This is a genomic window from Paracoccus sp. PAMC 22219, assembly GCF_000787695.1.
Taxonomy (GTDB): domain Bacteria; phylum Pseudomonadota; class Alphaproteobacteria; order Rhodobacterales; family Rhodobacteraceae; genus Paracoccus.
This window is the reverse complement of the sequence record NZ_BBPH01000001.1, coordinates 100,826-125,305: the sequence shown is the minus strand read 5'-3', so window position 1 is coordinate 125,305 and position 24,480 is coordinate 100,826. Positions and strand designations below refer to the sequence as shown.

At 67.9% G+C, this 24,480-nt stretch carries 22 protein-coding genes and 2 pseudogenes; 18 read left to right on the top strand and 6 right to left on the bottom strand.

The window, feature by feature from the left end:
* Positions 1-62 precede the first annotated feature (62 nt).
* Both TY51_RS24195 and TY51_RS24190 read right to left on the bottom strand, forming a co-directional pair.
* A complete protein-coding gene (locus tag TY51_RS24195; protein ID WP_307533697.1) occupies positions 63-392 on the bottom strand; it encodes a zinc-binding dehydrogenase in 330 nt (109 codons plus the stop codon).
* On the bottom strand, positions 290-1,030 hold the full coding sequence (locus tag TY51_RS24190) for a zinc-binding dehydrogenase (RefSeq protein WP_307533695.1): 741 nt from the start codon (positions 1,028-1,030) through the stop codon (positions 290-292). The genes TY51_RS24195 and TY51_RS24190 overlap by 103 nt, the downstream gene beginning before the upstream one ends.
* 190 nt (positions 1,031-1,220) lie before the next feature.
* On the opposite strand from TY51_RS24190, the gene TY51_RS00640 reads away from it, so the two are divergent.
* From TY51_RS00640 to TY51_RS00615, 6 genes and pseudogenes are all read left to right on the top strand, one after another.
* On the top strand, positions 1,221-1,580 hold the full coding sequence (locus TY51_RS00640; RefSeq protein WP_042244532.1) for a helix-turn-helix domain-containing protein: 360 nt from the start codon (positions 1,221-1,223) through the stop codon (positions 1,578-1,580).
* Positions 1,581-1,716: 136 nt separating this feature from the next.
* Positions 1,717-2,502, top strand: coding sequence for an inositol monophosphatase family protein (locus TY51_RS00635; RefSeq protein WP_042244530.1), 786 nt, complete (start codon positions 1,717-1,719; stop codon positions 2,500-2,502).
* A gap of 24 nt (positions 2,503-2,526) precedes the next feature.
* Positions 2,527-3,885: a magnesium transporter gene (gene mgtE / locus TY51_RS00630; protein ID WP_042244528.1), complete on the top strand. Its 1,359-nt coding sequence runs from the start codon at positions 2,527-2,529 to the stop codon at positions 3,883-3,885.
* Positions 3,882-4,424, top strand: a complete 543-nt coding sequence (locus TY51_RS00625) for a 5-formyltetrahydrofolate cyclo-ligase (RefSeq protein WP_042244527.1) — start codon at positions 3,882-3,884, stop codon at positions 4,422-4,424. The genes mgtE and TY51_RS00625 overlap by 4 nt, the downstream gene beginning before the upstream one ends.
* A 420-nt stretch (positions 4,425-4,844) precedes the next feature.
* Positions 4,845-8,417, top strand: a complete 3,573-nt coding sequence (locus TY51_RS00620; RefSeq protein ID WP_042244525.1) for a vitamin B12-dependent ribonucleotide reductase — start codon at positions 4,845-4,847, stop codon at positions 8,415-8,417.
* 266 nt (positions 8,418-8,683) lie between these two features.
* Positions 8,684-10,109: pseudogene (locus TY51_RS00615) on the top strand (mannose-1-phosphate guanylyltransferase/mannose-6-phosphate isomerase).
* Here TY51_RS00615 and TY51_RS00610 read toward each other — a convergent pair.
* Positions 10,110-10,862 carry a DsbA family protein gene (locus TY51_RS00610; RefSeq protein WP_081994627.1) on the bottom strand — a complete coding sequence of 251 codons (753 nt, stop codon included), beginning with the start codon at positions 10,860-10,862 and terminating at the stop codon, positions 10,110-10,112.
* Positions 10,863-11,018: 156 nt separating this feature from the next.
* Between TY51_RS00610 and TY51_RS00605 the strand changes: the two genes are divergently transcribed.
* From TY51_RS00605 to TY51_RS00580, 7 genes are all read left to right on the top strand, one after another.
* Positions 11,019-12,155, top strand: a complete 1,137-nt coding sequence (locus TY51_RS00605; protein ID WP_042244521.1) for a pyridoxal phosphate-dependent aminotransferase — start codon at positions 11,019-11,021, stop codon at positions 12,153-12,155.
* Positions 12,152-13,186 (top strand): N-acetylmuramoyl-L-alanine amidase, encoded by a 1,035-nt coding sequence (locus TY51_RS00600; protein ID WP_255351373.1) that lies wholly within the window; start codon positions 12,152-12,154, stop codon positions 13,184-13,186. The genes TY51_RS00605 and TY51_RS00600 overlap by 4 nt, the downstream gene beginning before the upstream one ends.
* Positions 13,180-13,359 carry an N-acetylmuramoyl-L-alanine amidase gene (locus TY51_RS23855; protein WP_255351372.1) on the top strand — a complete coding sequence of 60 codons (180 nt, stop codon included), beginning with the start codon at positions 13,180-13,182 and terminating at the stop codon, positions 13,357-13,359. The genes TY51_RS00600 and TY51_RS23855 overlap by 7 nt, the downstream gene beginning before the upstream one ends.
* 75 nt (positions 13,360-13,434) lie before the next feature.
* Positions 13,435-15,978 carry a penicillin-binding protein 1A gene (locus TY51_RS00595; protein ID WP_042244519.1) on the top strand — a complete coding sequence of 848 codons (2,544 nt, stop codon included), beginning with the start codon at positions 13,435-13,437 and terminating at the stop codon, positions 15,976-15,978.
* Positions 15,979-16,178: 200 nt separating this feature from the next.
* The gene (gene prfB / locus TY51_RS00590) at positions 16,179-17,303 is read left to right on the top strand and encodes a peptide chain release factor 2 (RefSeq protein ID WP_042244517.1); all 1,125 of its coding nucleotides are present in this window, start codon (positions 16,179-16,181) and stop codon (positions 17,301-17,303) included.
* Positions 17,300-18,286: an aldo/keto reductase gene (locus TY51_RS00585; protein WP_081994626.1), complete on the top strand. Its 987-nt coding sequence runs from the start codon at positions 17,300-17,302 to the stop codon at positions 18,284-18,286. The genes prfB and TY51_RS00585 overlap by 4 nt, the downstream gene beginning before the upstream one ends.
* 87 nt (positions 18,287-18,373) lie before the next feature.
* Positions 18,374-19,438, top strand: coding sequence for a patatin-like phospholipase family protein (locus TY51_RS00580; RefSeq protein ID WP_042244515.1), 1,065 nt, complete (start codon positions 18,374-18,376; stop codon positions 19,436-19,438).
* Here TY51_RS00580 and TY51_RS00575 read toward each other — a convergent pair.
* The 3 genes and pseudogenes from TY51_RS00575 to TY51_RS00565 form a co-directional block, all read right to left on the bottom strand.
* A pseudogene (locus TY51_RS00575) lies at positions 19,435-20,303 on the bottom strand (pseudouridine-5'-phosphate glycosidase). The gene TY51_RS00580 and the pseudogene TY51_RS00575 sit on opposite strands and share 4 nt — an antisense overlap.
* 44 nt (positions 20,304-20,347) lie before the next feature.
* Complete coding sequence (locus TY51_RS00570; RefSeq protein ID WP_042244514.1) at positions 20,348-21,226, bottom strand: PfkB family carbohydrate kinase; 879 nt, start codon at positions 21,224-21,226, stop codon at positions 20,348-20,350.
* Positions 21,210-21,566, bottom strand: a complete 357-nt coding sequence (locus TY51_RS00565; RefSeq protein WP_042244512.1) for a helix-turn-helix transcriptional regulator — start codon at positions 21,564-21,566, stop codon at positions 21,210-21,212. Before TY51_RS00565 ends, TY51_RS00570 begins: the two co-directional genes overlap by 17 nt.
* Positions 21,567-21,865: 299 nt before the next feature.
* Between TY51_RS00565 and TY51_RS00560 the strand changes: the two genes are divergently transcribed.
* The 5 genes from TY51_RS00560 (at position 21,866) to TY51_RS00540 (ending at position 24,450) form a co-directional block, all read left to right on the top strand.
* Complete coding sequence (locus tag TY51_RS00560) at positions 21,866-22,102, top strand: AtpZ/AtpI family protein (protein ID WP_081994625.1); 237 nt, start codon at positions 21,866-21,868, stop codon at positions 22,100-22,102.
* Between the two features lie 2 nt (positions 22,103-22,104).
* Positions 22,105-22,854 carry a F0F1 ATP synthase subunit A gene (locus TY51_RS00555; RefSeq protein ID WP_042244509.1) on the top strand — a complete coding sequence of 250 codons (750 nt, stop codon included), beginning with the start codon at positions 22,105-22,107 and terminating at the stop codon, positions 22,852-22,854.
* 88 nt (positions 22,855-22,942) lie between these two features.
* Positions 22,943-23,179 carry a F0F1 ATP synthase subunit C gene (locus tag TY51_RS00550; protein WP_042244507.1) on the top strand — a complete coding sequence of 79 codons (237 nt, stop codon included), beginning with the start codon at positions 22,943-22,945 and terminating at the stop codon, positions 23,177-23,179.
* 75 nt (positions 23,180-23,254) lie between these two features.
* Positions 23,255-23,890: a F0F1 ATP synthase subunit B' gene (locus TY51_RS00545; protein ID WP_081994624.1), complete on the top strand. Its 636-nt coding sequence runs from the start codon at positions 23,255-23,257 to the stop codon at positions 23,888-23,890.
* On the top strand, positions 23,887-24,450 hold the full coding sequence (locus tag TY51_RS00540; RefSeq protein WP_042244505.1) for a F0F1 ATP synthase subunit B: 564 nt from the start codon (positions 23,887-23,889) through the stop codon (positions 24,448-24,450). The genes TY51_RS00545 and TY51_RS00540 overlap by 4 nt, the downstream gene beginning before the upstream one ends.
* Positions 24,451-24,480 lie beyond the last annotated feature (30 nt).

Sequence of the window (24,480 nt, the reverse complement as noted above, 5' to 3'; positions counted from 1 at the left end):
TGTCCAATATCGGGGGAAACGCGGAATTTTTCAATGCCGCGCTTGGCTCAAATGCGTCGTGATCACAACGTGATGACCACTTTGCCGATGCTGCGCCGCTCTCGCAGCAGTGCATAGCCCTGGGCCAGGTCCTCCAGCGGCAGGGTCGTTCCCGCAACGGGGTCCAGCCGGCCCGCGCGGAACAGGTCGAACAGCGCCTCCATGCTGTCGCGCAGGGCCTGCGGGTGCAGGCCGCGATAGCCGCCCCAGTAGAACCCGTGGACGGCGATGTTCTTGACCAGCGCGTGGTTCAGCGGCAGCACCGGGGGGCGGCCGCCAGCAAAGCCGATGACCAGAAAGCGGCCGCCGGGACGCAGGGCGCGGAACGCCGCCTCGCCGGGTTCGGCGCCCACGGGTCATAGATCACGTCGGCACCGCCAAGCGCGCGCAGGGCGGCGCGCAGGTCGGGGCAGGTGGCACTGTCGATCACCTCGGCCGCGCCAGCCTCGCGGACGGCGTCGATCTTGTCGGCGCCGCGCGCGATGCCGATCACCCGCGCGCCCATCGCCGCGCCGATCTGCACCGCGGTCAGGCCCACGCCCCCGGCGGCACCCAGCACCACCAGCGTCTGTCCCGCCTGCAACGCGCCGCGGCCGGCCAAGGCCAGATGACTTGTCCCATAAGCCACCTGAAAGCCCGCCGCCTGTTCCAGCGTCATCGCGTCGGGGATGGCCTGAACCGCCGCCGGATCGACCGCGATCACCTGTGCCATCGTGCCGGGTGCCGATACGACAACCCGTGTGCCGGAGGCCAGTCCCGACCCCGGCGGCGCGGACAGGACGGTGCCCGCCCCCTCCAGTCCCGGCACGAAGGGCGGATCGGCCGGTTCCTGGTACTGTCCCTCGGCCTTGAGCAGATCCGCGAAGTTCAGCGCCGCGGCGCCCATGCGCACCAGAACCTGATCCGGCCTCGCCACGGGGGTCGGAATATCCCGGATGACGGGGTCCTGACCCAGGGCCAAGATGTAGGCTGCACGAATCATTTGTGACATGTATGGTCGTCCTTGGATGTTGCCCGCACGTTCGCATCCTGCCCGGCCAAGTCAACGCGGGACCGATATGGCCGCAAGGGCACCGCTGGACCTGTCTTTATGGTCAGGAAAGCCCCGTTTGAGCAAGTTGACACTCGAAAATTGTGCCTTTCCGGGCTAGAGCATCCTGAGATTGCAAAAGGTTGGGGCAATGAAGCATAGTGTAGATGTTCACGTTGGTAAGCGTATCCGCCATCGTCGCTGGATGATTGGCATGACTCAACAGCAACTCGCCGACAAGGTCGGCATCAAGTTCCAGCAGATCCAGAAGTACGAGACCGGCATGAACCGCGTCTCGGCATCGCGTCTGTGGGACATCGCGCGGGCGGTCGACGTTCCGGTCAGCTTCTTCTTCGAAGGCCTGTCCGAGGGCGAGGTTCCCGGCGTGGTCGAAGGCGACATCTTCGCCGACAAGGAGGCGCTGCAGCTGGTGCGCGCCTATTACGCCATGCCCGAGGCGCAGCGTCGCCAGATCTTCGAGCTGGCGCGCGTTCTCTCCGACGCGGCCTGAAAGGCCTGACCGCCAGAAGGCGGATGACCCTGCCGCCGTCCCGCGCCGTATGACCGCCGGACGACGGCCCCCTTTGACCGCTGGTCCCCCGGCGCATGACAGGCTACACCCGGCGTGACGACACGCAGGGGGCCGCATGCAGGACGCAGACCAGATCATCCGCACCGCGCATCTGATGGCCGACGCGGCCCGTCAGGCGATCCTGCCGTGGTTCCGCCATGCCGATCTGGCGGCCGACAACAAGCGGCCGGCCGATTTCGACCCGGTGACCCAGGCCGACCGCGACGCCGAACGCGCCATGCGCGCGGTTCTGGCCCGCGAGCGGCCCGATGACGCCATCCTCGGCGAGGAATACGGCGCGACCCCCGGCACCAGTGGGCTGACATGGATCCTGGATCCGATCGACGGCACACGCGCGTTCCTGTGCGGTGCGGCCAGCTGGGGCGTGCTGATCGGCCTGTCCGATGGGCGGGACGTGATCTATGGCCTGATCGACCAGCCCTATGTCGGCGAACGGTTCGAGGGGGGGCTTGGCCTTGCGCGGCTGACCTCGGCCGCCGGGGAACGCGCCTTGCGGGTGCGCGGCGACACGCCCCTGGACCGCGCGACGCTGCTGACGACATTCCCCGAGGTCGGCACCCCGGCCGAGGCTGCCGCGTTTCGCCGCGTGGCCGACCGGGCGCGGCTGACGCGGTACGGGCTGGACTGCTATGCCTATGGCCTGCTGGCCTTGGGCCAGGTCGATCTGGTGATCGAGGCAGGGCTGCAATCCTATGACATCGCGGGTCCGCTGGCGGTGGTGCAGGCCGCGGGCGGCATCGTGACCGACTGGCAGGGCGGGCCTGCCGCCCAGGGCGGTCAGGTGATCGCCGCCGCGTCCGAGGCGCTGCACCGTGCCGCGCTGGACCTGCTGAACGGCTGACACGACAAGAACGCAGGGGGCAGCATGGCCGACGAAAACCGCGCGACCGAGACCGACGATCTGCTGGACCGCGTCGACCAGGCTGTGGACGCCGGCGACCGCGCCGGGCTGGACGCCGCGCTGGAGCCGATGCACCCGGCCGACATCGCCGACCTGATCGAGCGGCTGACGCCCGCTGACCGGCGCGCCTTCCTGACGCTGTATGCCGACGGCATCGACGGCGAGATCCTGTCCGAGATCGACGAATCCATCCGCGAGGAGGTTCTGGACCAGCTGCCCCGCGCCGTCCTGGACGACGCCGTGCGCGAGATGGACAGCGATGACGTGGTCGATCTGGTTGAGGACCTGGGCGACGCCGACCGCGCCCTGATCCTGGCTGCGCTGGACGCGGGCGACCGCGCGGCGGTGCAGCAGTCGCTGGCCTATCCGGAATATTCCGCCGGTCGCCTGATGCAGTCCGAGGTGGTGACCGCGCCCGAACACTGGACCGTCGCACAGGCCATCGAGTTCCTGCGCGCCGAGGAATGGCTGCCCGAGCAGTTCTATCACATCATCCTGGTCGATCCGCGCCGCCACCCGGTGGGCTATGTCACGCTTGGCCGCCTGCTGGCGTCCCGCAGCGACGCGACCCTGCGCGAGCTGGCCGAGGACAGCTTTCGCACCATCAGCGCCTTTGCCGAGGAGGCAGAGGTCGCCTATGTCTTCAACCAGTATCACCTGATCTCGGCCCCGGTGGTGGACCGCGACGACCGGCTGGTCGGCGTCATCACCATCGACGACGCCATGGCGATCCTGGACGAGGAACACGAGGAGGACATCCTGCGCCTGGCCGGCGTGGGCGACGAATCCTCCATCACCGACAGTGTCTGGCAGACCGTGGGACAGCGGGTCCCGTGGCTGGGCGCCAACATCGTGACCGCCCTGGCCGCCGCCAGCGTCATCGCGTTCTTCGAGGATGCCATCGCGCAGCTGGTCGCGCTGGCCGTGCTGATGCCGATCGTCGCGTCGATGGGCGGCAATGCGGGGACGCAGACGCTGACCGTCGCGGTGCGCGGTCTGGCGACACGCGACCTGTCGCGGACCAACGCGCTGCGCGTGGTGCGCCGAGAGATGATCGTGGGGCTGACCAACGGGGTGATCTTTGGCGTCATCATGGCGGCCATCACCTATGCCTGGTTCCGCGATCCGGGGCTGGCGGCGGTGATCGGGTCGGCGATGGTCATCAACCTGCTGGTGGCGGCGCTTGCGGGCATCCTGATCCCGCTTGGGCTGAACAAGCTGGGCGCGGACCCCGCGCTGGCATCGGGGACGTTCGTCACCATGATGACCGACGTGATCGGCTTTCTGGCCTTTCTGGGCCTGGCCACCATCGTCCTCCTATGATCGCGGACAAGGCCGCCCTGCGCGCCCATGCCCTGGCCGCCCGGGCCGCCGGGGGCGATGCGCAGGCCCTGACCGGTCACCTGATCGCGGTGCTGGCCCCCCATGCGGGGGCGGTGCTGGCCGGATACTGGCCCATGCGGGACGAGGCCGATCCGCGCCCCGCGATGGCCGCGCATGACGGTCCTGTCGTGCTGCCGGTGGTCATGGGCAAGGCCCGTCCGCTGGTCTTTCGCCGCTGGCAGGGCGATGCGCTGGTGCCCGGAGCCTTCGGAACCGCCCATCCCCCCGAATCGGCCCCGGTCATGCAGCCGCAGGTGCTGATCGTGCCGCTGGCGGGGTTCGACAAGCGGGGAAACCGCTTGGGCTATGGCGGCGGTTTCTATGACAGAACGTTGGAATTGCTGCGGAAATCGGGCCCGGTGACGGCCATCGGGCTGGCCTTTGCGTGTCAGCGGCTGGATCTGATCCCGGCAGAGCCGACCGATCAGCCGCTGGACCTGATCGTCACCGACCGCGGCGCGCTGACCCCCGTGCGCTGATTTCCGCTTGGCGTGGCAGATCTGCATCGGCTGTGCGCAACCTGGGGATGAAATGCGGATAAACCTGTGGACAAGTTGTGCACCATGTCCGGCAAGGGTCTGATCGCGCATGACATATCGCATGTCCCGCAGGGTGCACCACCTGCCGTCAGGCGCCTCTGTGCGCGAATCCCGCGGGGGGTGCTGGGGCTGCCTGTCAACGGCTTTCCCCGGCGTGATCGCTAAAAAATTCAGTTGAAAGACGGTCGAACCGGCGGCAGTTTGTGGGCAATCGCCAGTATGGCACAAGATGTGGTGGTCCGACTTTGGGCAACCACAGGAACGTCGCAGCAGTCCTGATCTGACGAACGCCCCCCGGGCGGACGCGCCCTGAACGGGCGGATCGCGGCTGCGCGCAGGGGACCGGAAGGACGGGCAGGGATGAAGATCGAGCGGCGCTTTACCACGGACACCGGCGGGGCCTATGGCGGCATCGCGTTCACCACCACCCTCAGCGAGATCCGCAATCCGGACGGCACGGTGGTCTTTCGCAACGATGCGGTCGAGGTGCCCCAGGGCTGGAGCCAGGTCGCCAGCGACGTCATCGCCCAGAAATACTTTCGCCGTGCCGGCGTCCCCGCGCGCCTGAAGCCCGTCCGCGAAAAGGGCGTGCCCGAGTTCCTGTGGCGCCACGTTCCCGACCACGCCGCGATGGCCGATCTGCCCGAGGACGCGCGCTTCGGCGGAGAGACCAGCGCCCGTCAGGTCTTTGACCGCCTGGCCGGGGCCTGGACCTATTGGGGCTGGAAGGGCGGCTATTTCACCACCGAGGCCGATGCCCGCGCCTATCTGGAAGAGATGCGCCACATGCTGGCCCGCCAGATGGCCGCGCCGAACAGCCCGCAATGGTTCAACACCGGCCTGCACTGGGCCTATGGCATCGACGGGCCGGGGCAGGGGCATTTCTATGTCGACCACAAGACCGGCAAGCTGACCGCATCGACCAGCGCCTATGAGCATCCGCAGCCGCATGCCTGCTTCATCCAGTCGGTCAGCGACGATCTGGTGAACGAGGGCGGCATCATGGACCTGTGGGTCCGCGAGGCGCGCCTGTTCAAGTATGGCAGCGGCACCGGCACCAACTTCTCGTCGCTGCGCGGCGAGGGGGAAAAGCTGTCCGGCGGCGGCAAGTCGTCGGGCCTGATGGGGTTCCTGAAGATCGGCGACCGGGCTGCGGGCGCGATCAAGTCGGGCGGCACCACGCGCCGCGCGGCCAAGATGGTCATCTGCGACATGGACCATCCCGACATCGAAGCCTTCGTGAACTGGAAGGTGATCGAGGAGCAGAAGGTCGCGTCCCTGGTGGCCGGGTCCAAGCTGCACGAACGCGAGCTGAACGGCATCTTTGCCGCGATCCGCAACGGTGGTGGAGAGGCCGATCCGGCCCGGAACGACGCGCTGAAGGCCGCGATCCGCAGCGCCAAGCGGGCGATGATCCCCGAAACCTATGTGAACCGCGTGCTGCAATATGCGCGGCAGGGCTTCGACAGCATCGGATTCCCGACCTATGACACGGACTGGGATTCCGAGGCCTATGTGTCGGTGTCGGGCCAGAACTCGAACAACTCGGTCCGGGTGACGGACGCCTTCCTGCGCGCCGTGCGCGAGGATGCCCCGTGGGAGCTGATCCGCCGCACCGACGGCAAGGTCGCCAAGACCGTGTCGGCGCGCGATCTGTGGGACCAGATCGGCCACGCGGCCTGGGCCTGCGCCGATCCGGGCATCCAGTTCCACGACACGGTCAACGCCTGGCACACCTGCCCCGAGGACGGGGCGATCCGGGGGTCGAACCCGTGCAGCGAATACATGTTCCTGGACGACACCGCCTGCAACCTGGCGTCCATGAACCTGCTGACCTTCTGGACCGACGGACGGTTCGATGCCGACGCCTATGTCCATGCCAGCCGGTTGTGGACCGTCACGCTGGAGATCAGCGTGCTGATGGCGCAGTTCCCGTCCAAGGAAATCGCGCAGCGCAGCTATGATTTCCGCACGCTTGGGCTGGGATACGCCAATATCGGCGGTCTGCTGATGAACATGGGTCTGGGCTATGACAGCGATCAGGGCCGCGCGATCTGCGGGGCGCTGTCGGCGATCATGACCGGCACCGCCTATGCGACCAGCGCGCTGATGGCCGCCGAACTGGGCGCCTTCCCCGGCTATGCCCGCAACGCCGGCCACATGCTGCGCGTCATCCGCAACCACCGTGCCGCCGCGCATGGCACGGCGTGCGAGGGCGTGAACGTCGCCCCCGTGGCGCTGGACGCCGCGAACTGTCCCGACGCCGCCTTGGTCGACCTGGCCCGCGCGGCTTGGGACGAGGCGCTGGCTTTGGGTCAGGCGCATGGCTTCCGTAACGCCCAGACCACGGTCATCGCGCCCACCGGCACGATCGGCCTGGTCATGGATTGCGACACCACGGGCATCGAGCCGGATTTCGCGCTGGTCAAGTTCAAGAAGCTGGCGGGCGGCGGCTATTTCAAGATCATCAACCAGTCGGTCCCCGCGGCGCTGGAAAAGCTGGGCTATCGCCCCGCCCAGATCGAGGAGATCGTGGGCCACGCCGTGGGCCACGCCACCTTGGGCAACTGCCCCGGCATCAACCATGCGTCGCTTGCCGGTCACGGCTTTGGCGCCACCGAGATCGCCAAGGTCGAAGGCGCGCTGCCGTCGGCCTTCGACATCCGCTTTGTCTTCAACCAGTGGACGTTGGGAGAGGATTTCTGCCGCGGCACTCTGGGCATCCCGGCGGACAAGCTGTCGGACCCGACCTTTGACCTGCTGCGCCACCTGGGCTTCAGCAAGGCGCAGATCGACGCGGCCAACGACCATGTCTGCGGGACGATGACGCTGGAAGGCGCGCCGCATCTGAAGGCCGAACACCTGTCGGTGTTCGACTGCGCGAATGCCTGCGGCAAGACCGGGACGCGCTATCTGTCGGTGGAAAGCCACATCCACATGATGGCGGCGGCGCAAAGCTTCATCTCGGGGGCGATCAGCAAGACGATCAACATGCCCTCCAGCGCGACCATCGCCGACACGCTGGCGGCGTACGAGCTGTCGCACAGCCTGGGGATCAAGGCCAACGCCCTCTATCGCGACGGGTCCAAGCTGAGCCAGCCGCTGGCCAGCGCGCTGATCGACGACGACGAGGAGGCCGAGGAGGTCCTGGCCCACGGGTCCACCCACGACAAGGCCCGCGTCCTGGCCGAGCGGATCGTCGAGCGCGTCATCGTCAAGGAGATCGTGCGGTCGAACCGCGAAAAGCTGCCGCAGCGCCGCAAGGGGTACACCCAGAAGGCCATCGTCGGCGGGCACAAGGTCTATCTGCGCACCGGCGAATATGACGACGGCAAGCTGGGCGAGATCTTCATCGACATGCACAAGGAAGGCGCGGGCTTCCGGGCGATGATGAACAATTTCGCCATCGCCGTGTCGGTGGGCCTGCAATACGGCGTGCCGCTGGAGGAGTTCGTGGACGCCTTCACCTTTACCCGGTTCGAACCGGCGGGGATGGTGCAGGGGAATGACAGCATCAAGAACGCGACCTCGATCCTGGACTATGTGTTCCGCGAACTGGCCGTCAGCTATCTGGACCGCACCGACCTGGCCCATGTCGTGCCCACGGGCGCCAGCTTTGACGACCTGGGCGGCGGCGAGGACGAGGGGCGGCCCAGTCAGCCGTCCGAGCTGAAGTCGCTGACCATGCTGAAGCAGATCAGCAGCGCGGGTTACCTGCGCAAGCGGATGCCGCAGGACCTGATGGCGCTGCAGGCGGGCGTGTCGGTGGCCGCCGTCACGACCGGCATGGCCACCGGGATGGACCTGCGCGCCAAGGCCCGGATGCAGGGATACGAGGGCGATCCCTGCGGCGAATGCGGCAACTATACGCTGGTGCGCAACGGCACCTGCATGAAATGCAACACCTGCGGCGGCACCAGCGGCTGCAGTTGAGCATGGGTGGGGAATAAGGCGACCCCATGCGCCGTTTCCCCATCGACAGGCCCGGCCCTTGGCGGCCGGAACGGCCCGTCGCAGCAGCAAGCGCGCAAAGACGCGCGAAGACTGCCCCCCCGTGCCCGTGCGGGCGGGGTCTTTGCGGCGATATCGGGGGTGCGACTTGACGCTGGCGGCGCTTGGCCCTTGACTGCGGTGAGGGCCGGATGCAACCGGCAGGAATGATGACAGGGCGGGGTTCGCCCAAGGGGTTTGCGATGACGATGATTACACCGGTGCTGATGGCGGGCGGTTCGGGCACGCGGCTATGGCCCGTGTCCCGGAAAAGCTTTCCCAAGCAGTTCGCCGCCCTGACCGGGGACGAGACGCTGTTCCAGGCCTCGGCCCGGCGGCTGTCGGGGCCGGGATTCGCGGCGCCGGTGGTGATGACCAATTCCGATTTCCGCTTCATCGTGGCCGAACAGCTGGAACAGGCGGGCATCGCGGCCGGTCGCATTGTGATCGAACCCATGGGCCGCAACACCGCGCCCGCGATCCTGGCGGCGGCGCTGATGGTTGCCGCGGATAATCCCGACGGGCTGGTGCTGGTGGCGCCGTCCGACCACGTGATCCCCGATGCGGAGGCCTTTGCCGCCACCGTGGCCCAAGGCGCGCAGGCAGCGGTGCAGGGGCGCATCGTGACCTTCGGCATCACCCCCGACCGGCCTGAAACGGGATATGGCTATCTGGAACTGGCCGGTGCCGGAGAGGGGCCGCAGCCCCTGGCGCGGTTCGTGGAAAAGCCCGATGCCGACCGTGCGGGCCAGATGCTGGCCGCGGGCAACTATCTGTGGAACGCCGGCATCTTCCTGTTCAGCGCGCGCACCATGATCGAGGCGTTCCTCGCCCATGCCCCCGCATACCTTGAGCCGGTCCAGCAGGCGCTGGACCAAGCGCATCTGGACCTGGGTTTCCTGCGCCTGGCCAAGGCGCTGGGCGGGGGTCGAGGATCAGTCGATCGACTATGCGGTCATGGAAAAGGCCGACAACCTGACGGTGGTGCGGTTTTCCGGCCGCTGGTCGGATCTGGGGGGCTGGGACGCCGTCTGGCGCGAGGCGCTTGACCATGCGCCCTCTGATCACGGGGTGGTCACGGATGCCAATTCGACCGCGATCGATTGCCATGACGTGCTGCTGCGGTCGGACAGCGACGATCTCAAGGTCGTGGGCATCGGGCTTCGCGACGTGATGGTCGTGGCGACGTCGGACGCGGTTCTTGTGGCCGACCGCAGCCGCGCGCAGGACGTGCGGCTGGCCGTGTCCGCGCTGAAGGCCAAGCGCGCCAAGCAGGCCGAGGCGTTTCCCCGCGACCATCGCCCCTGGGGCTGGTTCGAGACGCTGGCCTTGGCCGACCGCTTCCAGGTCAAGCGCATCGTGGTGAAACCAGGCGCGGCTTTGTCGCTGCAAAGCCATGTTCATCGGTCGGAACATTGGATCGTGGTGTCGGGCACCGCGCGCGTCACCGTCGACGACAGCGTGACACTGGTGACCGAGAACCAGTCGATCTATGTCCCCTTGGGCGCCGTCCACCGGATGGAGAACCCCGGCAAGGTGCCGATGGTCCTGATCGAGGTGCAGACCGGCAGCTATCTGGGAGAGGACGACATCATCCGGTACGAGGATGTCTATTCCCGCAGCAGCGCCGATTGATCACATGGTTTCGCGGATCTGGGCGATGGTTTCGGCCACGCCCGCCCGCGGGACGCCGCGCAGCATCTGGTCGCCGATCACGAAGGTCGGCGTCCCCTGGATCGCCATCGTCTGTCCCAAGTCCTGGTTCTTCTGCAGCACCATGTTCACCGCGTCGGTGTCCATATGCGCCATGATCGCATCCGCATCGACGCCGATCTCCTCGGCCACGCCGCGCAGGGATTCTGGGGTGGCGGGCGCGCGCAGCGCCATCAGTGCGTCATGCGCCTTCAGATAGGCCTCGTCCCCGGCGATCTGGTGGACCGAAATCGCAAAGCGGCTGGACAGCACGCTTTCTTCGCCAAGAATAGGAAATTCCTTCAGGATCAGACGGATGTTGCCATCTTCCTCGACGGCGTCGAAGACCTCGGCGTTGAACTGGCGACAGACGCCGCAGCGATAGTCGATGAACTCGACCATGGTCAGATCGCCTTCGGGGTTGCCGCCGATCCAGCTGTGGCCGTCGGCGAACAGCGCGTCGCTGTTGGCCTGCACCAGCTGCAGGTCGGTCTGTGCGGCATCCTGGGCCTGCTGGCTTTCCAGCACGTTGATCGATTCGATCAGAACCTGCGGATTTTCCATCAGATACCCGCGCACGGCCTCGCCGAAGGCGGCCTTTTCATCGTCGGTCATGGCCGAGATGTCGAAGGCCATCGCGGGCGCGGACAGGGCCAGGCTGGTCCCCAGGAAAAAGGCGGCGGTCAGGCGTGTCATGGGCATCCCTTGGTCTGGTGTGGGTCACAGCTTGGACCGACGCGCCTGCGATGGCAAGAACGCCCCCGACACGGCTGCGTGACGGATCACCTGTGCCTAAAGGCTGGAGCGTGACGCCGTCCCGCGCTATCACGGATCAAAAATGAGGCCGAGCCAATGCGACACTCCCTGCGCGGACAGGTTGACCCGTTCATCGTGATGGACGTGATGGAGGCGGCCGCCCGGGCCGAAGCCGCGGGCCGCCACATCATCCACATGGAGGTCGGCCAGCCCGGCACTCCCGCCCCCCTCGGCGCACGACAGGCGCTGGCGCAGGCGCTGGAACAGCCGCTTGGCTATACCGTGGCCCTGGGCCTGCCGGCGCTGCGGCAGGGAATCGCGGATCTGTACCGCCGCTGGTACGGGGTCGATCTGGACCCCGCGCGGGTCGTCGTGACGCCGGGCAGCAGCGGCGCGTTCATCCTGGCGTTTTCGGCGCTGTTCGACGCCGGGGACCGGGTGGCGATGGGCTATCCCGGCTATCCCAGCTATCGCCAGATCCTGCGCGCGATGTCGCTGACCCCGGTCGGTATCCCGACGCGCCCCGAGGATCGCTATCAGCCGCGCCCGCAGGATCTGCCCGACGACGTGCAGGGCCTGATCCTGGCGTCGCCCGGCAATCCGTCGGGGACGGTGCTGACCGTGCCGGAGTTGTCGGCGCTGACGCAGGCGGCATCCGCGCGGGGCATGGCGGTGATATCGGACGAGATCTATCACGGGTTGTCCTATGCCGACCGCTGTCATTCCGCACTTGAGGTGACGGATGAGGTTCTGGTCGTAAACTCTTTCAGCAAATACTTTTCCATGACCGGATGGCGGGTCGGCTGGATGGTCGTGCCCCCGGACATGGTCCGCACGGTGGAACGGCTCGCGCAGAACCTGTTCATCTGTCCGCCCCATGCCAGCCAGGTCGCGGCACTGGCCGCACTGGATTGCATCCCCGAGGCCGAGGCCAACCGTACCGTCTATGCCGAGAACCGCCGCCTGATGCTGGAGGGCCTGCCGCGCGCAGGGTTCGACCGCATCGCACCGCCCGAGGGGGCGTTCTACATCTATGCCGACGTGTCGCACCTGACCGACGATTCCGTGGCCTTTGCCGCCGAGATCCTGGACAAGGCGGGCGTCGCGGTCACGCCGGGTCTGGATTTCGACCCCGATCGCGGGTCGCGCACGCTGCGGTTTTCCTATGCCCGCGCGACGGCGGACATCGCCGAGGGCCTGGCCCGCCTGACGGCCTTCATGGCGGCCAGATGAGGCTTTTGCTGCTGATCCTGCTGCTGCTGGCGGGTCCGGTTCACGCCCAGGACCCGGCACGGCTGATTCTGGGCGGATCGGCCCTGACGCAGGCGCCGCAGGGCTGGTGGCACCGCGCGTTCGGCCCGCAGCCGCTGGACCTGTCGCTGGCGCTGGATCGTCCCGTGCAATGGCGGGCCTTTCTGGTGGGGGAACCCGCGCGGCTGGTCGTGGACCTGAAGGGCGTCGATCTGGCGGGCCGCAATCCCGCCGACCTGTTCGGACAGGACCTGGCGCCCGCGATCCGGTGGGGCAGTTTTCGGCACGGCTGGTCGCGGCTGGTGATCGAGCTGCCCGGCCCCTATCGCGTGGCGCAGGCGGGGATGCGCACCCAGGGCGCCGAGGCGCGGCTGCGCATCACCCTGAACCCCGTCGCGATCGAGGATTTCGCCCCCCGCCCGTCGGCCGCGGCCGCGCTGCGCAACCTGCCCGATCCGGCCGAACTGCCGCCGCCGCCGACTGCGCCGGGGCTGACGGTGACGCTGGACCCCGGTCACGGCGGCTTTGATCCCGGCGCGCAGGCGGGGTCCGATACCGAGGCCGAACTGGTCCTGACATTCGCGCAGGAGCTGCGCACGGCCCTGCAGGCGCGGGGCGTGACGGTGACGATGACCCGCGACAGCGACGTCTATGTCAAGCTGGAGGACCGGATGACCGCCGCCCGGCAATCCGGGTCGCATCTGCTGCTGTCGCTGCATGCCGACGCGCTGCCGCAGGGGCAGGCGGCGGGGGCCACGGTCTATGTCTGGAACAGTTCGTCCGACACGCGGGCGGCCCAGCAGCTGACGATGCGGCACCAGCGCGACGACCTGCTGGCGGGGATGGACCTGCGCGGCCACGACGATGCGCTGGCGACCGTGCTGATGGATTTCGCCCGCACCGACACCCAGCCCCGGTCCGAGGCCTTTGCCCGGCTGCTGACATCGCGCATGGCGCTGCGCGGGATCGGGCTGCACGGCGCCCGGTGCAGGGGGCGGCGTTTTCGGTGCTGAAATCGCCGGACATCGCCTCCGTCCTGCTGGAGCTGGGGTTCATCTCGGACCAGACTGATCTGGCGAACCTGACCGATCCCGACTGGCGCGCCCGCATGGTCGAGGCGGTCGCCGAGGCCACGACCGGCTGGTGGCGCGACGAACAGGCGCGCGCGGGCCTGCTTCGTCACTGATACACCCAGTGTTGCTTTGACCGGGGGGCCGGTGGTCGCTATAGACGCGGCGAAACCCCGACAAAGGCTGACCCCGTGCTGCGACCCATCCTGTCTTTCTTCGGTGCGATCTTTTCCTGGGTGGTCACGGGGGTGTTCTTTGCGGCGCTGACCATCGGCGGCATTTTCTGGATCTATTCGCGCGACCTGCCCAGCCACGAGACGCTGGCCCAGTATTCGCCCAAGACGATCAGCCGCATCTATTCCGCCGAAGGCCAGCTGATCGACGAATTCGCCGAGGAACGCCGCATCTTCGTGCCCATCGACGAGGTGCCAGACCTGATCAAGCAGGCCTTCATCAGCGCCGAGGACAAGAACTTCTACAGCCATCCGGGATATGACATCCGGGGCATCCTGTCGGCGGCCTTCGAGGCGGCGGCCACGGGCGGGTCCAGCGTGCGCGGGGCGTCCACCATCACCCAGCAGGTGATGAAGAACTTTCTTCTGTCCAGCGACCGCAGCGTCGAACGCAAGGTCAAGGAGCTGATCCTGGCCGCGCGGCTGGAACGCAGCCTGTCCAAGGATCAGATCTTGGAGCTGTACCTGAACGAGATCTTCCTGGGCCAGAACAGCTTTGGCATCGCGGCGGCCTCGCAGACCTATTTCAACAAGTCGCTGACCGAACTGGCCCCGCACGAGGCCGCGATGCTGGCCGCCATGCCGCAGGCGCCCGGCCGCTATCACCCCGTTACCGCCAAGGAGCGCGTGACCGAGCGGCGCAACTATGTCCTGCGCGAGATGTGGCAGAACGGGTTCATCGACGAGGCCACCTATGAGGCCGAGGCCATGCTGCCGCTGCGGTCGGTGCAGAACGGCGACTATCCGTCGTTCCGCCGCGCGCTGCCGCCGCGCGACTATTTCACCGACGAGATCCGCCGCCAGCTGAGCCTGGAATTCGGCCAGGAGGAGTTCTTTGGCGGTGGCCTGACCATCCGCGCGACCGTCGATCCCGACCTGCAGTCGGAGGCGGCCAGCGCGTTGCAGACAGCGCTTGAGGATTACGACCGCAACCGCGGCGTCTGGCGCGGCACCGGAGAGGTGATCGACGCCGGGCTGCTGACCGACGAGGCCAGCTGGCGCGGCGCGCTGTGGGACCTGCGCCTGCCGCGCGACATTCCTGGCTGGCACCCGGCGGTGGTGCTGGAGGTTGGCGCGTCGGATGCCCGCATCGGCATCGAGGGGATCGAGGAGGACGGCGACGGCCACTGGGTGCCTGCGTCCGACGTACAATGGGCGCGGCCCCTGGACCGCGACACGGGCACCCTGGGCGACCGCGCGCAGGTGGCGGGCGATCTGGTGCGGGTGGGCGACGTGGTGCTGGTCCGCGCGATGATGGACGGCGCCGATTTCACGCGCTGGAGCCTGCGTCAGGTGCCCGAGGTTCAGGGCGGCTTCATGGCGATGGACGTGAACACCGGCCGCGTGCTGGCGATGCAGGGTGGGTTTTCCTACGAAAGCAGCGTGTTCAACCGGGCGACGCAGGCGCAGCGCCAGCCGGGGTCGGCGTTCAAGCCCTTCGTCTATGCGGCGGCGCTGGACAACAACTATACCCCCGCGACCATCGTCGTGGACGAGCCGATCCGCATCAACACGCCCCAGGGCCTGTGGGAGCCGCAGAACTCGTCAGGGCGCCATTACGGACCGACGCCGTTGCGCACCGGGATCGAACAGTCCCGCAACCTGATGACCATCCGCATCGCCGACGACATCGGCATGGAGCAGGTGGCCCGCTATGCCGAGGATTTCGGCGTCTATGACGCGCTGTCGCCGTTCCTGGCCAACGCGCTTGGCGCGCAGGAGACGACGCTGTTCAAGATGGTCGCCGCCTATGCGATGTTCGCCAATGGCGGCGAACGCGTGGAGCCCACGCTGGTCGACCGCGTGCAGGACCGCCGTGGGCGCACCGTCTATCGCCACGACCAGCGCGTCTGCGAGACCTGCGCCATGCAGGCCATGCCCGCCGGTCAGGCGCCGGTGATCGACAGCAACCGAGAGCGGGTGATGGATGCGGTGACGGCCTATCAGCTGACCTCGATGCTGGAAGGCGCGGTCGAGCGCGGGTCCGCGTCGGGCGTCGATCTGCCCGTGCCGATCGCGGGCAAGACCGGCACGACCAACGACGCCAAGGACGTGTGGTTCATCGGCTATTCCAGCAACATCGTGGCGGGCTGCTATCTGGGCTATGACCAGCCGCGGTCCCTGGGCGAGCGTGCCTTTGGCGGCACGCTGTGCGTTCCGGTCTTCAACGCCTTCATGCGCGAGGCCGTGGCCGAGTATGGCGGGACCGAGTTCACCGTTCCGCCCGGCGGCTATTGGGTCAAGATCGACCGCGTGACCGGCCAGCGCCTGCCCGACACTGCCAGCGGCCCGAACGTGATCGCCGAGTATTTCCGCGACGGTACCGATCCCGACTGGCTGGCGCCTTATGTCGTGTCCGGCTTTGGCGACGAGGTGGTGATTTTGCCGTGGGAGGCCGGGGCGAGCGGCGGCGGGCAGTCGATCACGACCTCGACCGGGGAACGGCGGGTCATTCCGGGGCGGACCGATTTCGGCACCATGTCTTCGGGCGGGCTGTACTGAGGCCGGACGGTTCGTTGCGTCCCGCGACGGCGGGGGGCCTGCTGCCCCCCGCACCCCCCGCCCTCCGCTGTGACGATGGGGCGTCCTAAACCGTTGCGCGCATCGCGCGGGGGTCGTGTCGCGCCGTTGCGCCGGTCTTGCCCAAGGTCGGCCTTCGCGGTATCACCCCGGACCTGACGCCTGACCGAAGGAATCCGCCCATGCGCGCCGAGACGCAGTCCAACATCGAGGCCATCCGCCGTTCCCTGACCCTGCTGGGCCAGCGCCTGGACTGGACCACCGCGCCGCATCGCCTGGAAGAGATGAACGCCATGATCGAGGATGGCGACCTGTGGTCTGACCCCGCCCGCGCGCAGAAGCTGATGCGCGAGCGTCAGTCCCTGTCGGACGCCATCGAGACCTATCGCCGGATCGAGGGCGACCTGTCGGCCAATGCCGAGATGGTCGAGCTGGCCGAGGAGGAGGGCGACGCCGAGCTGGTGACCGAGGCCGAGGGCAACCTCAAGGCGCTGGCCAAGATGGCCGCCCAGAAGGAGCTGGAGGCCCTGCTGAACGGTGAGGCCGACGCGAACGACACCTTCCTGGAGATCAACGCGGGCGCGGGCGGCACCGAAAGCTGCGACTGGGCGTCGATGCTGGCGCGCATGTACGTGCGTTGGGCCGAGAAGAAGGGATACGAGGTCGAGCTGCTGTCAGAGACGCAGGGCGAGGAGACCGGCATCCGCAGCGCGGGATACAAGATCACCGGGCACAACGCCTATGGCTGGCTGAAATCGGAATCGGGCGTGCACCGGCTGGTCCGCATCAGCCCCTATGACAGCGCTGCGCGGCGGCACACGTCGTTCAGCAGCGTCTGGGTCTATCCGGTGGTCGACGACAACATCGAGATCGACATCCCAGACCGCGACATCCGCATCGACACCTATCGGTCGTCGGGCGCGGGCGGGCAGCACGTCAACACCACGGATTCGGCCGTGCGGATCACCCACCTGCCGACCAACATCGTCGTCACGTCGTCGGAAAAGTCCCAGCACCAGAACCGCGCCAACGCCATGGCCGCGCTGAAGGCGCGCCTGTACCAGATGGAGCTGGACCGCCGCAACGCGGAGGTGAACGCCCAGCACGCCGCCAAGGGCGATGCGGGCTGGGGCAACCAGATCCGCAGCTATGTCCTGCACCCCTATCAGATGGTCAAGGATCTACGCACCAGCGAGGAGACCAGCGACACCCAAGGCGTGCTGGACGGCGATCTGGACCGCTTCATGGCCGCGACGCTGGCGCTGGACGTCGCCGGAAAAAGCCGCGCCGAGGCCAACGCCGAGTGATCCCGCGTCGCCAGTTGGGGCAGGGCGGTCCCCTGGTGGGGTCCGTGGCCCTGGGGACGATGAACTTTCAGGGCACCTATGGCGCGGCGGATGCGGCCGACAGCCAGCGCGTGATCGACGCCTGCGTCGAGATGGGGATCGATCATATCGACACGTCCGACGTCTATGGCGCGGGCGGGGCCGAGGAGATGCTGGCCCCGGTTCTGGCGCGCCACAGGGGTCGCGTGACCATCGCCAGCAAGGCGGGCATCACCCGCGACCCGGACCACCCCTTTGACAATTCGCCCGCCTATCTGCGCGCCGCGCTGGACCGGTCGCTGCGCCGCATGGGGGTCGAGCGGATCGACCTGTACTATCTGCACCGCCGCCAGGCAGGTCGTCCCGTAGAGGAGGCGATGGGAGCGCTGATGCGCCTGCAGGCGGAGGGCAAGATCGGCGCCATCGGCCTGTCCGAAGTGGCGCCATCCACGCTGGACCGCGCCTGTGCCATCGGTCCGGTGGCCGCCGTGCAGTCGGAATATTCGCTGTGGTCGCGTCAGGTCGAGCTGGGCATGGTCGATGCCTGCGCGCGCCACGGGGCGGCGCTGGTGGCGTTCTCTCCGGTCGGGCGGGGGGTGTTTGGCGATGTGCCGCCCGACCCGGCAGGCTTTGCGCCGGGCGATCTGCGCGCGGGCATGCCGCGGTTTCACCCGGACAACTGGGCGCGCAACCTGCCGCGGTTGCAGGCATTCGCGGACTGGGCGCGCGATCAGGGCGAAAGCCCTGCGGCCATGGCGATTGCCTGGGTGCTGTCCCGCGCGCCACATGTCATCGCGCTGCCGGGATCGCGCAGCGTGGACCACTGGCGCCAGATTGAGCGCGGCGCGGGCCTGTCCCTGACCGGCGATCAGTTGGCCCAGATTGATGCGCTGCTGCCCGCCGGATGGGCGCATGGCGCGCGCTATGGTGCCGCCATGGCGCAGGGGCCCGAAACCTGGGCCTGATGCCGCAGTGCAGCATCGGCGCGGAACTTGCCACGATTTCGGACCTTTGTATGATGCTGCGACTGCATCATGGAAAGGACGCGCGCCTTGGAGACCAAACGCATCAACCTGGCCCTGCAGGGCGGCGGCGCGCATGGCGCCTTTACCTGGGGCGTTCTTGACCGGCTGCTGGACGAGGAATGGCTGGAATTTTCGGCGATCAGTGGGACATCGGCCGGGGCGCTGAACGGGGCGGCGCTCAAGGCGGGGTTGGCGGCCGGCAAGGGTCTGGCGGGGCGGCGCGCCGCGCGCAAGAACCTGGATGCGCTGTGGTCGCAGGTCGGATCGAAAAGCGACAACCGCGTGGTGCGCTGGACGCAATCGGTGATGCCCATGTCCCGCGGCATGCAGCGCTGGACCGAGATGGTGTCGCCCGCCGCCTGGATGGACAACCTGACGCGGCTGTTCAGCCCCTATGATTACGGGCCGTTCTACGTCAACCCGCTGGAATCGCTGCTGCGCGATCTGCCTTGGGCCGATTTCACCGTTGATCGCGGGCCCGACCTGTATGTCGCGGCGACGAACGTGCGCACGGGCCGCATCAAGGTGTTCACCGGAGGGCAGGCGACGGCGGATGCGGTGATGGCTTCGGCCTGCCTGCCGACGCTGTTCCGTGCGGTCGAGATCCACGACCCGGACACGGGCCGGATCGAGGCCTATTGGGACGGCGGCTATGCGGGCAACCCGGCGCTGTTCCCGCTGTACCGCCCCAGCCTGCCGCGCGACATCCTGATCGTGGCGATCAACCCGCTGATGCGCGAGGTGCTGCCCCGCACCCCCGTCGAGATATCGGACCGCGTGAACGAGGTCAGCTTCAACAGCAGCCTGATGAACCAGCTGCGCGCGATCAATTTCGTCAAGCGCCTGTTCGCGCAGGGCAAGATGGACCCGGACGCGATGAAGAACGTGCTGATCCACCTGATCGACGACGACAAGCTGATGACCGACCTGTCGGCGCGCTCCAAGATGATGCCGCGCCCCGGCCTTCTGGCCGCGATGAAAGAGGCCGGGCAATCGGCCGCGGACAGTTTCCTGGCCGATCACGCGGACAAGCTGAACAAGGCCGACAGCTTTGATCTGGCGGCCCTGTTCCCGTCGCAGCGCGTCCCCTAGGCCATCGCGGCGGCGATCCGCGCGGCCAGGCGGGCGTTGTTCAGAACCAGTTCGATGTTGCTGTCCAGCGACCGTCCCTCGGTCAGCTCGAAGATGCGGCCCAGCAGGAAGGGCGTCACCGCCTTTGCGGCGATGCCTTGGGTCGCGGCCTCGGACAGGGCCTGTTCGATCACGGGCATGATCTGGTCCTGCGGGATCTCGGCGCCTCCGGGATCGGGTTCGCGACCAGCTGGCCGCCCTTCAGGCCCAGGGCCGCGCGCATGGCGGCGGCGGCGGCGATCTCTTGGGGCGTGTTCATGCGCAGCGGCGCCTTGATGCCCGAGGCGCGCGACCAGAAGGCCGGCAGCTCGTCCTGGCCATAGGCGATGACCGGCACGCCCAGGGTCTCCAGCACCTCCCAGGTCTTGGGCAGGTCCAGGATCGCCTTGGCACCTGCGGCCACGACCGTCACGGCGGTCTGCGCCAGCTCCTGCAGGTCGGCCGAGATGTCGAAACTGTCCTCGGCCCCGCGATGGACGCCGCCGATGCCGCCGGTGGCGAACACCTTGATGCCCGCCAGCTGCGCGCAGATCATCGTGGCCGCCACCGTGGTGGCGCCGGTGCGACCGTTCGCGATGCAGACCGCCAGATCGGCGCGGCTCAGCTTCATGGCCTCGGCGGGCGGGGTCTGGGCCAGGGCGCGCAGCGCCTCGGGCGTCAGGCCGATATGGATCTGGCCGCCCATGACGGCGATGGTCGCGGGGACCGCGCCGCCCTCGCGGATGGTGGCCTCGACCTTCTCGGCCATCTCCAGGTTCTGGGGCCAGGGCATGCCGTGGGTGATGATGGTCGATTCCAGCGCCACCACGGGCAGGCCGCGATCCAGCGCGTCGCGAACCTCGGGGGCGAAGGTGAGGGGGGCAGTATGGGTCACGGGACGTCCTTTCCGGAGACATGCGCGGCCGAGGCCCTGACGGCCTGCCGCAGCGCCGCGTCGCGCGGCATTTCCTTGAGTTCGGCGGCTAGGTGGGCCGCCAGAAAGCAGTCGCCCGCCCCGGTCACGCGTTCCACGGTGACGGTGGGGGGCTGATGGGTCAGGGTGGGGCCGCCGGCGATCGCCTCGGCCGCGGGGTTCGGGCCGTCGGTGACCAGAACGCGGGCCGCGCCGCGCGCAACGACGGCCTCGGCGGCCAAGGCCGCGTTGGCGCAGGCGCGTCCGGCCAGGATCTCGGCCTCAAGCCGGTTCAGATAAAAACAGCCGCGCCGCGCGGCGATCAGCGGCTCAAGGCGTTCGGCCTTGCCGGGGCTGGCGGGCACCACGCGCAGGTCGGCGCGCATCAGGCGCGGGTCGCGGGCGATGGCGGCCAGCAGCTCCTCGGTCAGGTTCCCGTCCAGGACGACCGGGCCGGTCCAGGCGGGCAGGGCGTCCAGCGGCGCCAGGATCGCGGCGCCGGCCAGCTCCAGGCTGAGTGCGTCGGCCACGGCGGCGATCAGCCCCTCGCTGTCCTCGATCGCCATATAGCAGTCGGTGGGCAGGCCCGCGTCGCGCGTCAGGTGCTCGGTCATCACGCCAAGGCGCTGCGCCTCGGCGATCAGGCCCTCGCCCTCGGAATCGCGGCCCACGGCGGACAGGACCGACGGCGTCATGCCCCACCGCGCCAGCGCGACCGCCACGTTCAGCGCCACGCCCCCCGGCAGGTGGCGGATGCGGCCCGGCACGTCGGCGCCCGGCGCCATGCGGCGCGGCGCGCGGCCGATCACGTCCCACAGCATCGCGCCGATGCACAGCACGTCAGGCGTCTTGGTCATCGTCATCCCTCAGCTGTACATCCAGAAAGCGTTCGAAATCGTCCAGGTCCACCGGGTCGAACTGCCCGAACCCCTGCATCCAGACCGAGGCCGTCCGCATCCCGTCCGGGTCAAGCTTGCACCAGGTGATCCGGCCGCGCCTCTCCTGCCGGATCAGGCCGGCGGCTGCAAGCACCGCCAGATGCTTGGAGATGGCGGCAAGGCTGACCTGGAACGGATCGGCGACGTCGCTGACCGCCATGTCATCCTCCAGCAGCATCGACAACACCCGACGCCGCGTCGGGTCCGACAGGGCCGCAAAGATCAGGTCCAGCCGGTCCGGCGGGGTGGGCGGGGTCATGGCGGGGCTTTCTGCGGGGGGCGATGGTCAACCGGGCGGTTGAATGATGGCGCGGCGGCGCCGGGAATGCAAGATCGCCGTCGTACAGAAAATGTCATGTGGATCAACGCGTTGCGGGCAGGGGCCAGTTGCTTGACTTGGGGGGCGTCTGCCCCTAGACAGCGGCCAACGACGTCGGGGGCGTGACAGATGGCCGAAAAACCCCAGGGCGATGCGGACAGGGCGGCGGATGCGACCGGCTGCGCGCGCTGGAGGCCAAGCTGGCAGCCCTGACGCCAAAACCCGAAGGCCCCGGCCCGATGGGAAAGTACGAACAGGCGAATCTCGCCTGGCGCATGGTGATCGAGCTTGTGACCGGCCTTGGGCTGGGTTTCGTGGTCGGTTACGGACTGGACTATCTGATGGGCACAAAGCCCTTCCTGATGGTTCTGTTCATCTTCCTCGGCCTTGCGGCTGGCGTCAAATCTATGATGCGCACCGCGTCCGAGCTTGACAGGAAATCCGGCGATCCGTCGGAACGTGACGAAAGGGACTGATCGTGGCGACGGAAGCAACTGGCGGCGGCCTTGAATTCCACCCGATGGACCAGTTCGTGGTCTCGCCGCTGTTCGGTAACGGGCCCGTGGCGTGGTACACGCCGACCAACGTGACGCTGTGGCTGGCGCTGACCGCGCTGGCATCTATCGCGCTGTTGGTGCTGGGCACCCGTGGCCGCGCCATCGTGCCGAACCGCGCCCAGTCCATCGCCGAGATGGCATACGGCCTGGTCCACAAGATGATCGAGGACATCGCCGGCAAGGATGGCCTGCGGTACTTCCCCTACATCCTGACGCTGTTCATGTTCGTGGTCTTCGCGAACCTGCTGGGCCTGCTGCCGCTGGCCTTCACCACGACCTCGCATATCGCCGTAACCGGCGTATTGGCGCTGGCGGTGTTCTTCGGCGTGACGATCATCGGCTTCGCCAAGAACGGCCTGCACTTCCTGGACCTGTTCTGGGTCCGCTCGGCTCCGCTGGCCGTGCGTCCGGTGCTGGCCGTGATCGAGGTCATCAGCTACTTCGTGCGTCCGCTGTCGCTGTCCATTCGTCTTGCGGGCAACATGATCGCCGGCCACGCCGTCATCAAGGTCTTCGCAGGCTTCGCGGCCATCGCCGCCGTCGCCCCCATCGCCATTATCGCAGTCATCGGGATGTACGCCTTCGAGGTGCTTGTCGCCATCGTCCAGGCCTATGTGTTCACCATCCTGACCTGCGTTTACCTCAAGGACGCGCTGCACCCGTCGCACTGACGCGACGGTCCTCGCAGCCCCTGCGCGGTCCCGTTCCGGGTCCGCATCCACCAAGATCGACCAACTTCCAACCGCAAGGAGAAATACCATGGAAGGCAATATCGGAGAACTGGGCCAGTACATCGGCGTCGGCCTGACCGCATTCGGCATGGGCATGGCTGCTCTGGGTGTGGGCAACGTTGCCGGCAACTTCCTGGCCGGCGCCCTGCGCAACCCGTCGGCCGCTGCAGGCCAGACCGCCACGCTGTTCATCGGCATGGCATTCGCCGAAGCACTGGGGATCTTCTCGTTCCTCGTCGCGCTTCTGCTGATGTTCGCGGTCTGATCCACGGCCATCCTTGCGGCGGGGTGGGGGCCTGTCCCCCGCCCCTTCGTTCGTTCCAAGGCCATGGGGTAGGATATGTTCAGCCTGTTGCAAGAGGCCGCCACCACCGCGGTCGAAACCACTGAGGGCGCGATCGTCATCGACGATGCGGCGACCCACGGCGCGGATGCCGCGACCCACGGGGTCGATGCAGCCGGTCACGCCGCCGAATCTGCGGGCCTGCCGCAGCTGGATATCGCCACGTTCGGCAACCAGATCTTCTGGCTGGTCGTCACGCTGGTGGTCCTGTATCTGGTCCTGTCGCGCGTGGCCCTGCCGCGGATCGCGGCCGTTCTGTCCGACCGTCAGGGTGCCGTCACCGGCGATCTGATGGCCGCCGAAGAATTCAAGCTGAAGGCCCGCGAGGCCGAGGCTGCCTATGACAAGGCGCTGGCCGATGCCCGCACCGAGGCACAGGCCATCGTCGCCCGGAACCGCGCCGACATCCAGGCGCAGCTGGACCAGGCGATCGCCAGGGCCGATGCCGAAATCTCTGCCCGCACAGCCGAATCCGAGGCGCGCATCCGCGACGTCCGCGCATCCGCCGATGTCAGCGCACGCGAGGTGGCACAGGATGTCACCGCCGAGCTGGTCCGCACCTTTGGCGGCCAAGCCGACGACGCCACCGTGGCCGCAGCCCTGGACGGGCGCATGAAAGGGGCCGTGCAATGAACCGCATGATCGCAACGCTGATCCTGCTCAGCGCCGGACCCGCCATGGCCGCATCGGGGGATTACGGTTTCTTCTCGCTGCGCAACACCGACTTCATCGTGCTGCTGTCCTTTCTGGGCTTCATCGGGGTGCTGGTCTACTTCAAGGTCCCGGGCCTGATCGGCGGCCTGCTGGACAAGCGCGCCGAAGGCATCCGCAACGACCTGGACGAGGCCCGTCGCCTGCGCGAGGAAGCGCAGGAGATCTATGCCAGCTACGAGCGTCGCTCGCGCGAGGTCAAGACGCAGGCCGACCAGATCGTCGCCAATGCCAAGCGCGAGGCCGAAGCCCAAGCCGCCAAGGCGCGCGAGGATCTGGCCCGCTCCATCGACCGTCGCCTGCAGGCGGCCCAGGACCAGATCGCCAGCGCCGAGAGCGACGCGGTGCGTGCGGTCCGTGACCGTGCCGTTGCCGCATCCATCGCCGCCGCCGGAGAGATCCTGGCAGGCCAGGTGCGCGCCGGACAGCGTTCGGCCGGGATCGACGATGCCATCGAAGACGTGGCGCGTCGCCTGAACTGATCCTTGACGGACAGTGATCGAAAGGGCCCC

Coding starts and splice junctions, on each gene's coding strand:
- TY51_RS24190 (WP_307533695.1), bottom strand. CDS start 1,030: ATGTCACAAATGATTCGTGCAGCCTACATCTTGGCCCTGGGTCAGGAC.
- TY51_RS00640 (WP_042244532.1), top strand. CDS start 1,221: ATGAAGCATAGTGTAGATGTTCACGTTGGTAAGCGTATCCGCCATCGT.
- TY51_RS00635 (WP_042244530.1), top strand. CDS start 1,717: ATGCAGGACGCAGACCAGATCATCCGCACCGCGCATCTGATGGCCGAC.
- mgtE (WP_042244528.1), top strand. CDS start 2,527: ATGGCCGACGAAAACCGCGCGACCGAGACCGACGATCTGCTGGACCGC.
- TY51_RS00625 (WP_042244527.1), top strand. CDS start 3,882: ATGATCGCGGACAAGGCCGCCCTGCGCGCCCATGCCCTGGCCGCCCGG.
- TY51_RS00620 (WP_042244525.1), top strand. CDS start 4,845: ATGAAGATCGAGCGGCGCTTTACCACGGACACCGGCGGGGCCTATGGC.
- TY51_RS00610 (WP_081994627.1), bottom strand. CDS start 10,862: ATGACACGCCTGACCGCCGCCTTTTTCCTGGGGACCAGCCTGGCCCTG.
- TY51_RS00605 (WP_042244521.1), top strand. CDS start 11,019: ATGCGACACTCCCTGCGCGGACAGGTTGACCCGTTCATCGTGATGGAC.
- TY51_RS00600 (WP_255351373.1), top strand. CDS start 12,152: ATGAGGCTTTTGCTGCTGATCCTGCTGCTGCTGGCGGGTCCGGTTCAC.
- prfB (WP_042244517.1), top strand. CDS start 16,179: ATGCGCGCCGAGACGCAGTCCAACATCGAGGCCATCCGCCGTTCCCTG.
- TY51_RS00570 (WP_042244514.1), bottom strand. CDS start 21,226: ATGACCAAGACGCCTGACGTGCTGTGCATCGGCGCGATGCTGTGGGAC.
- TY51_RS00565 (WP_042244512.1), bottom strand. CDS start 21,566: ATGACCCCGCCCACCCCGCCGGACCGGCTGGACCTGATCTTTGCGGCC.
- TY51_RS00560 (WP_081994625.1), top strand. CDS start 21,866: ATGGGAAAGTACGAACAGGCGAATCTCGCCTGGCGCATGGTGATCGAG.
- TY51_RS00550 (WP_042244507.1), top strand. CDS start 22,943: ATGGAAGGCAATATCGGAGAACTGGGCCAGTACATCGGCGTCGGCCTG.
- TY51_RS00545 (WP_081994624.1), top strand. CDS start 23,255: ATGTTCAGCCTGTTGCAAGAGGCCGCCACCACCGCGGTCGAAACCACT.
- TY51_RS00540 (WP_042244505.1), top strand. CDS start 23,887: ATGAACCGCATGATCGCAACGCTGATCCTGCTCAGCGCCGGACCCGCC.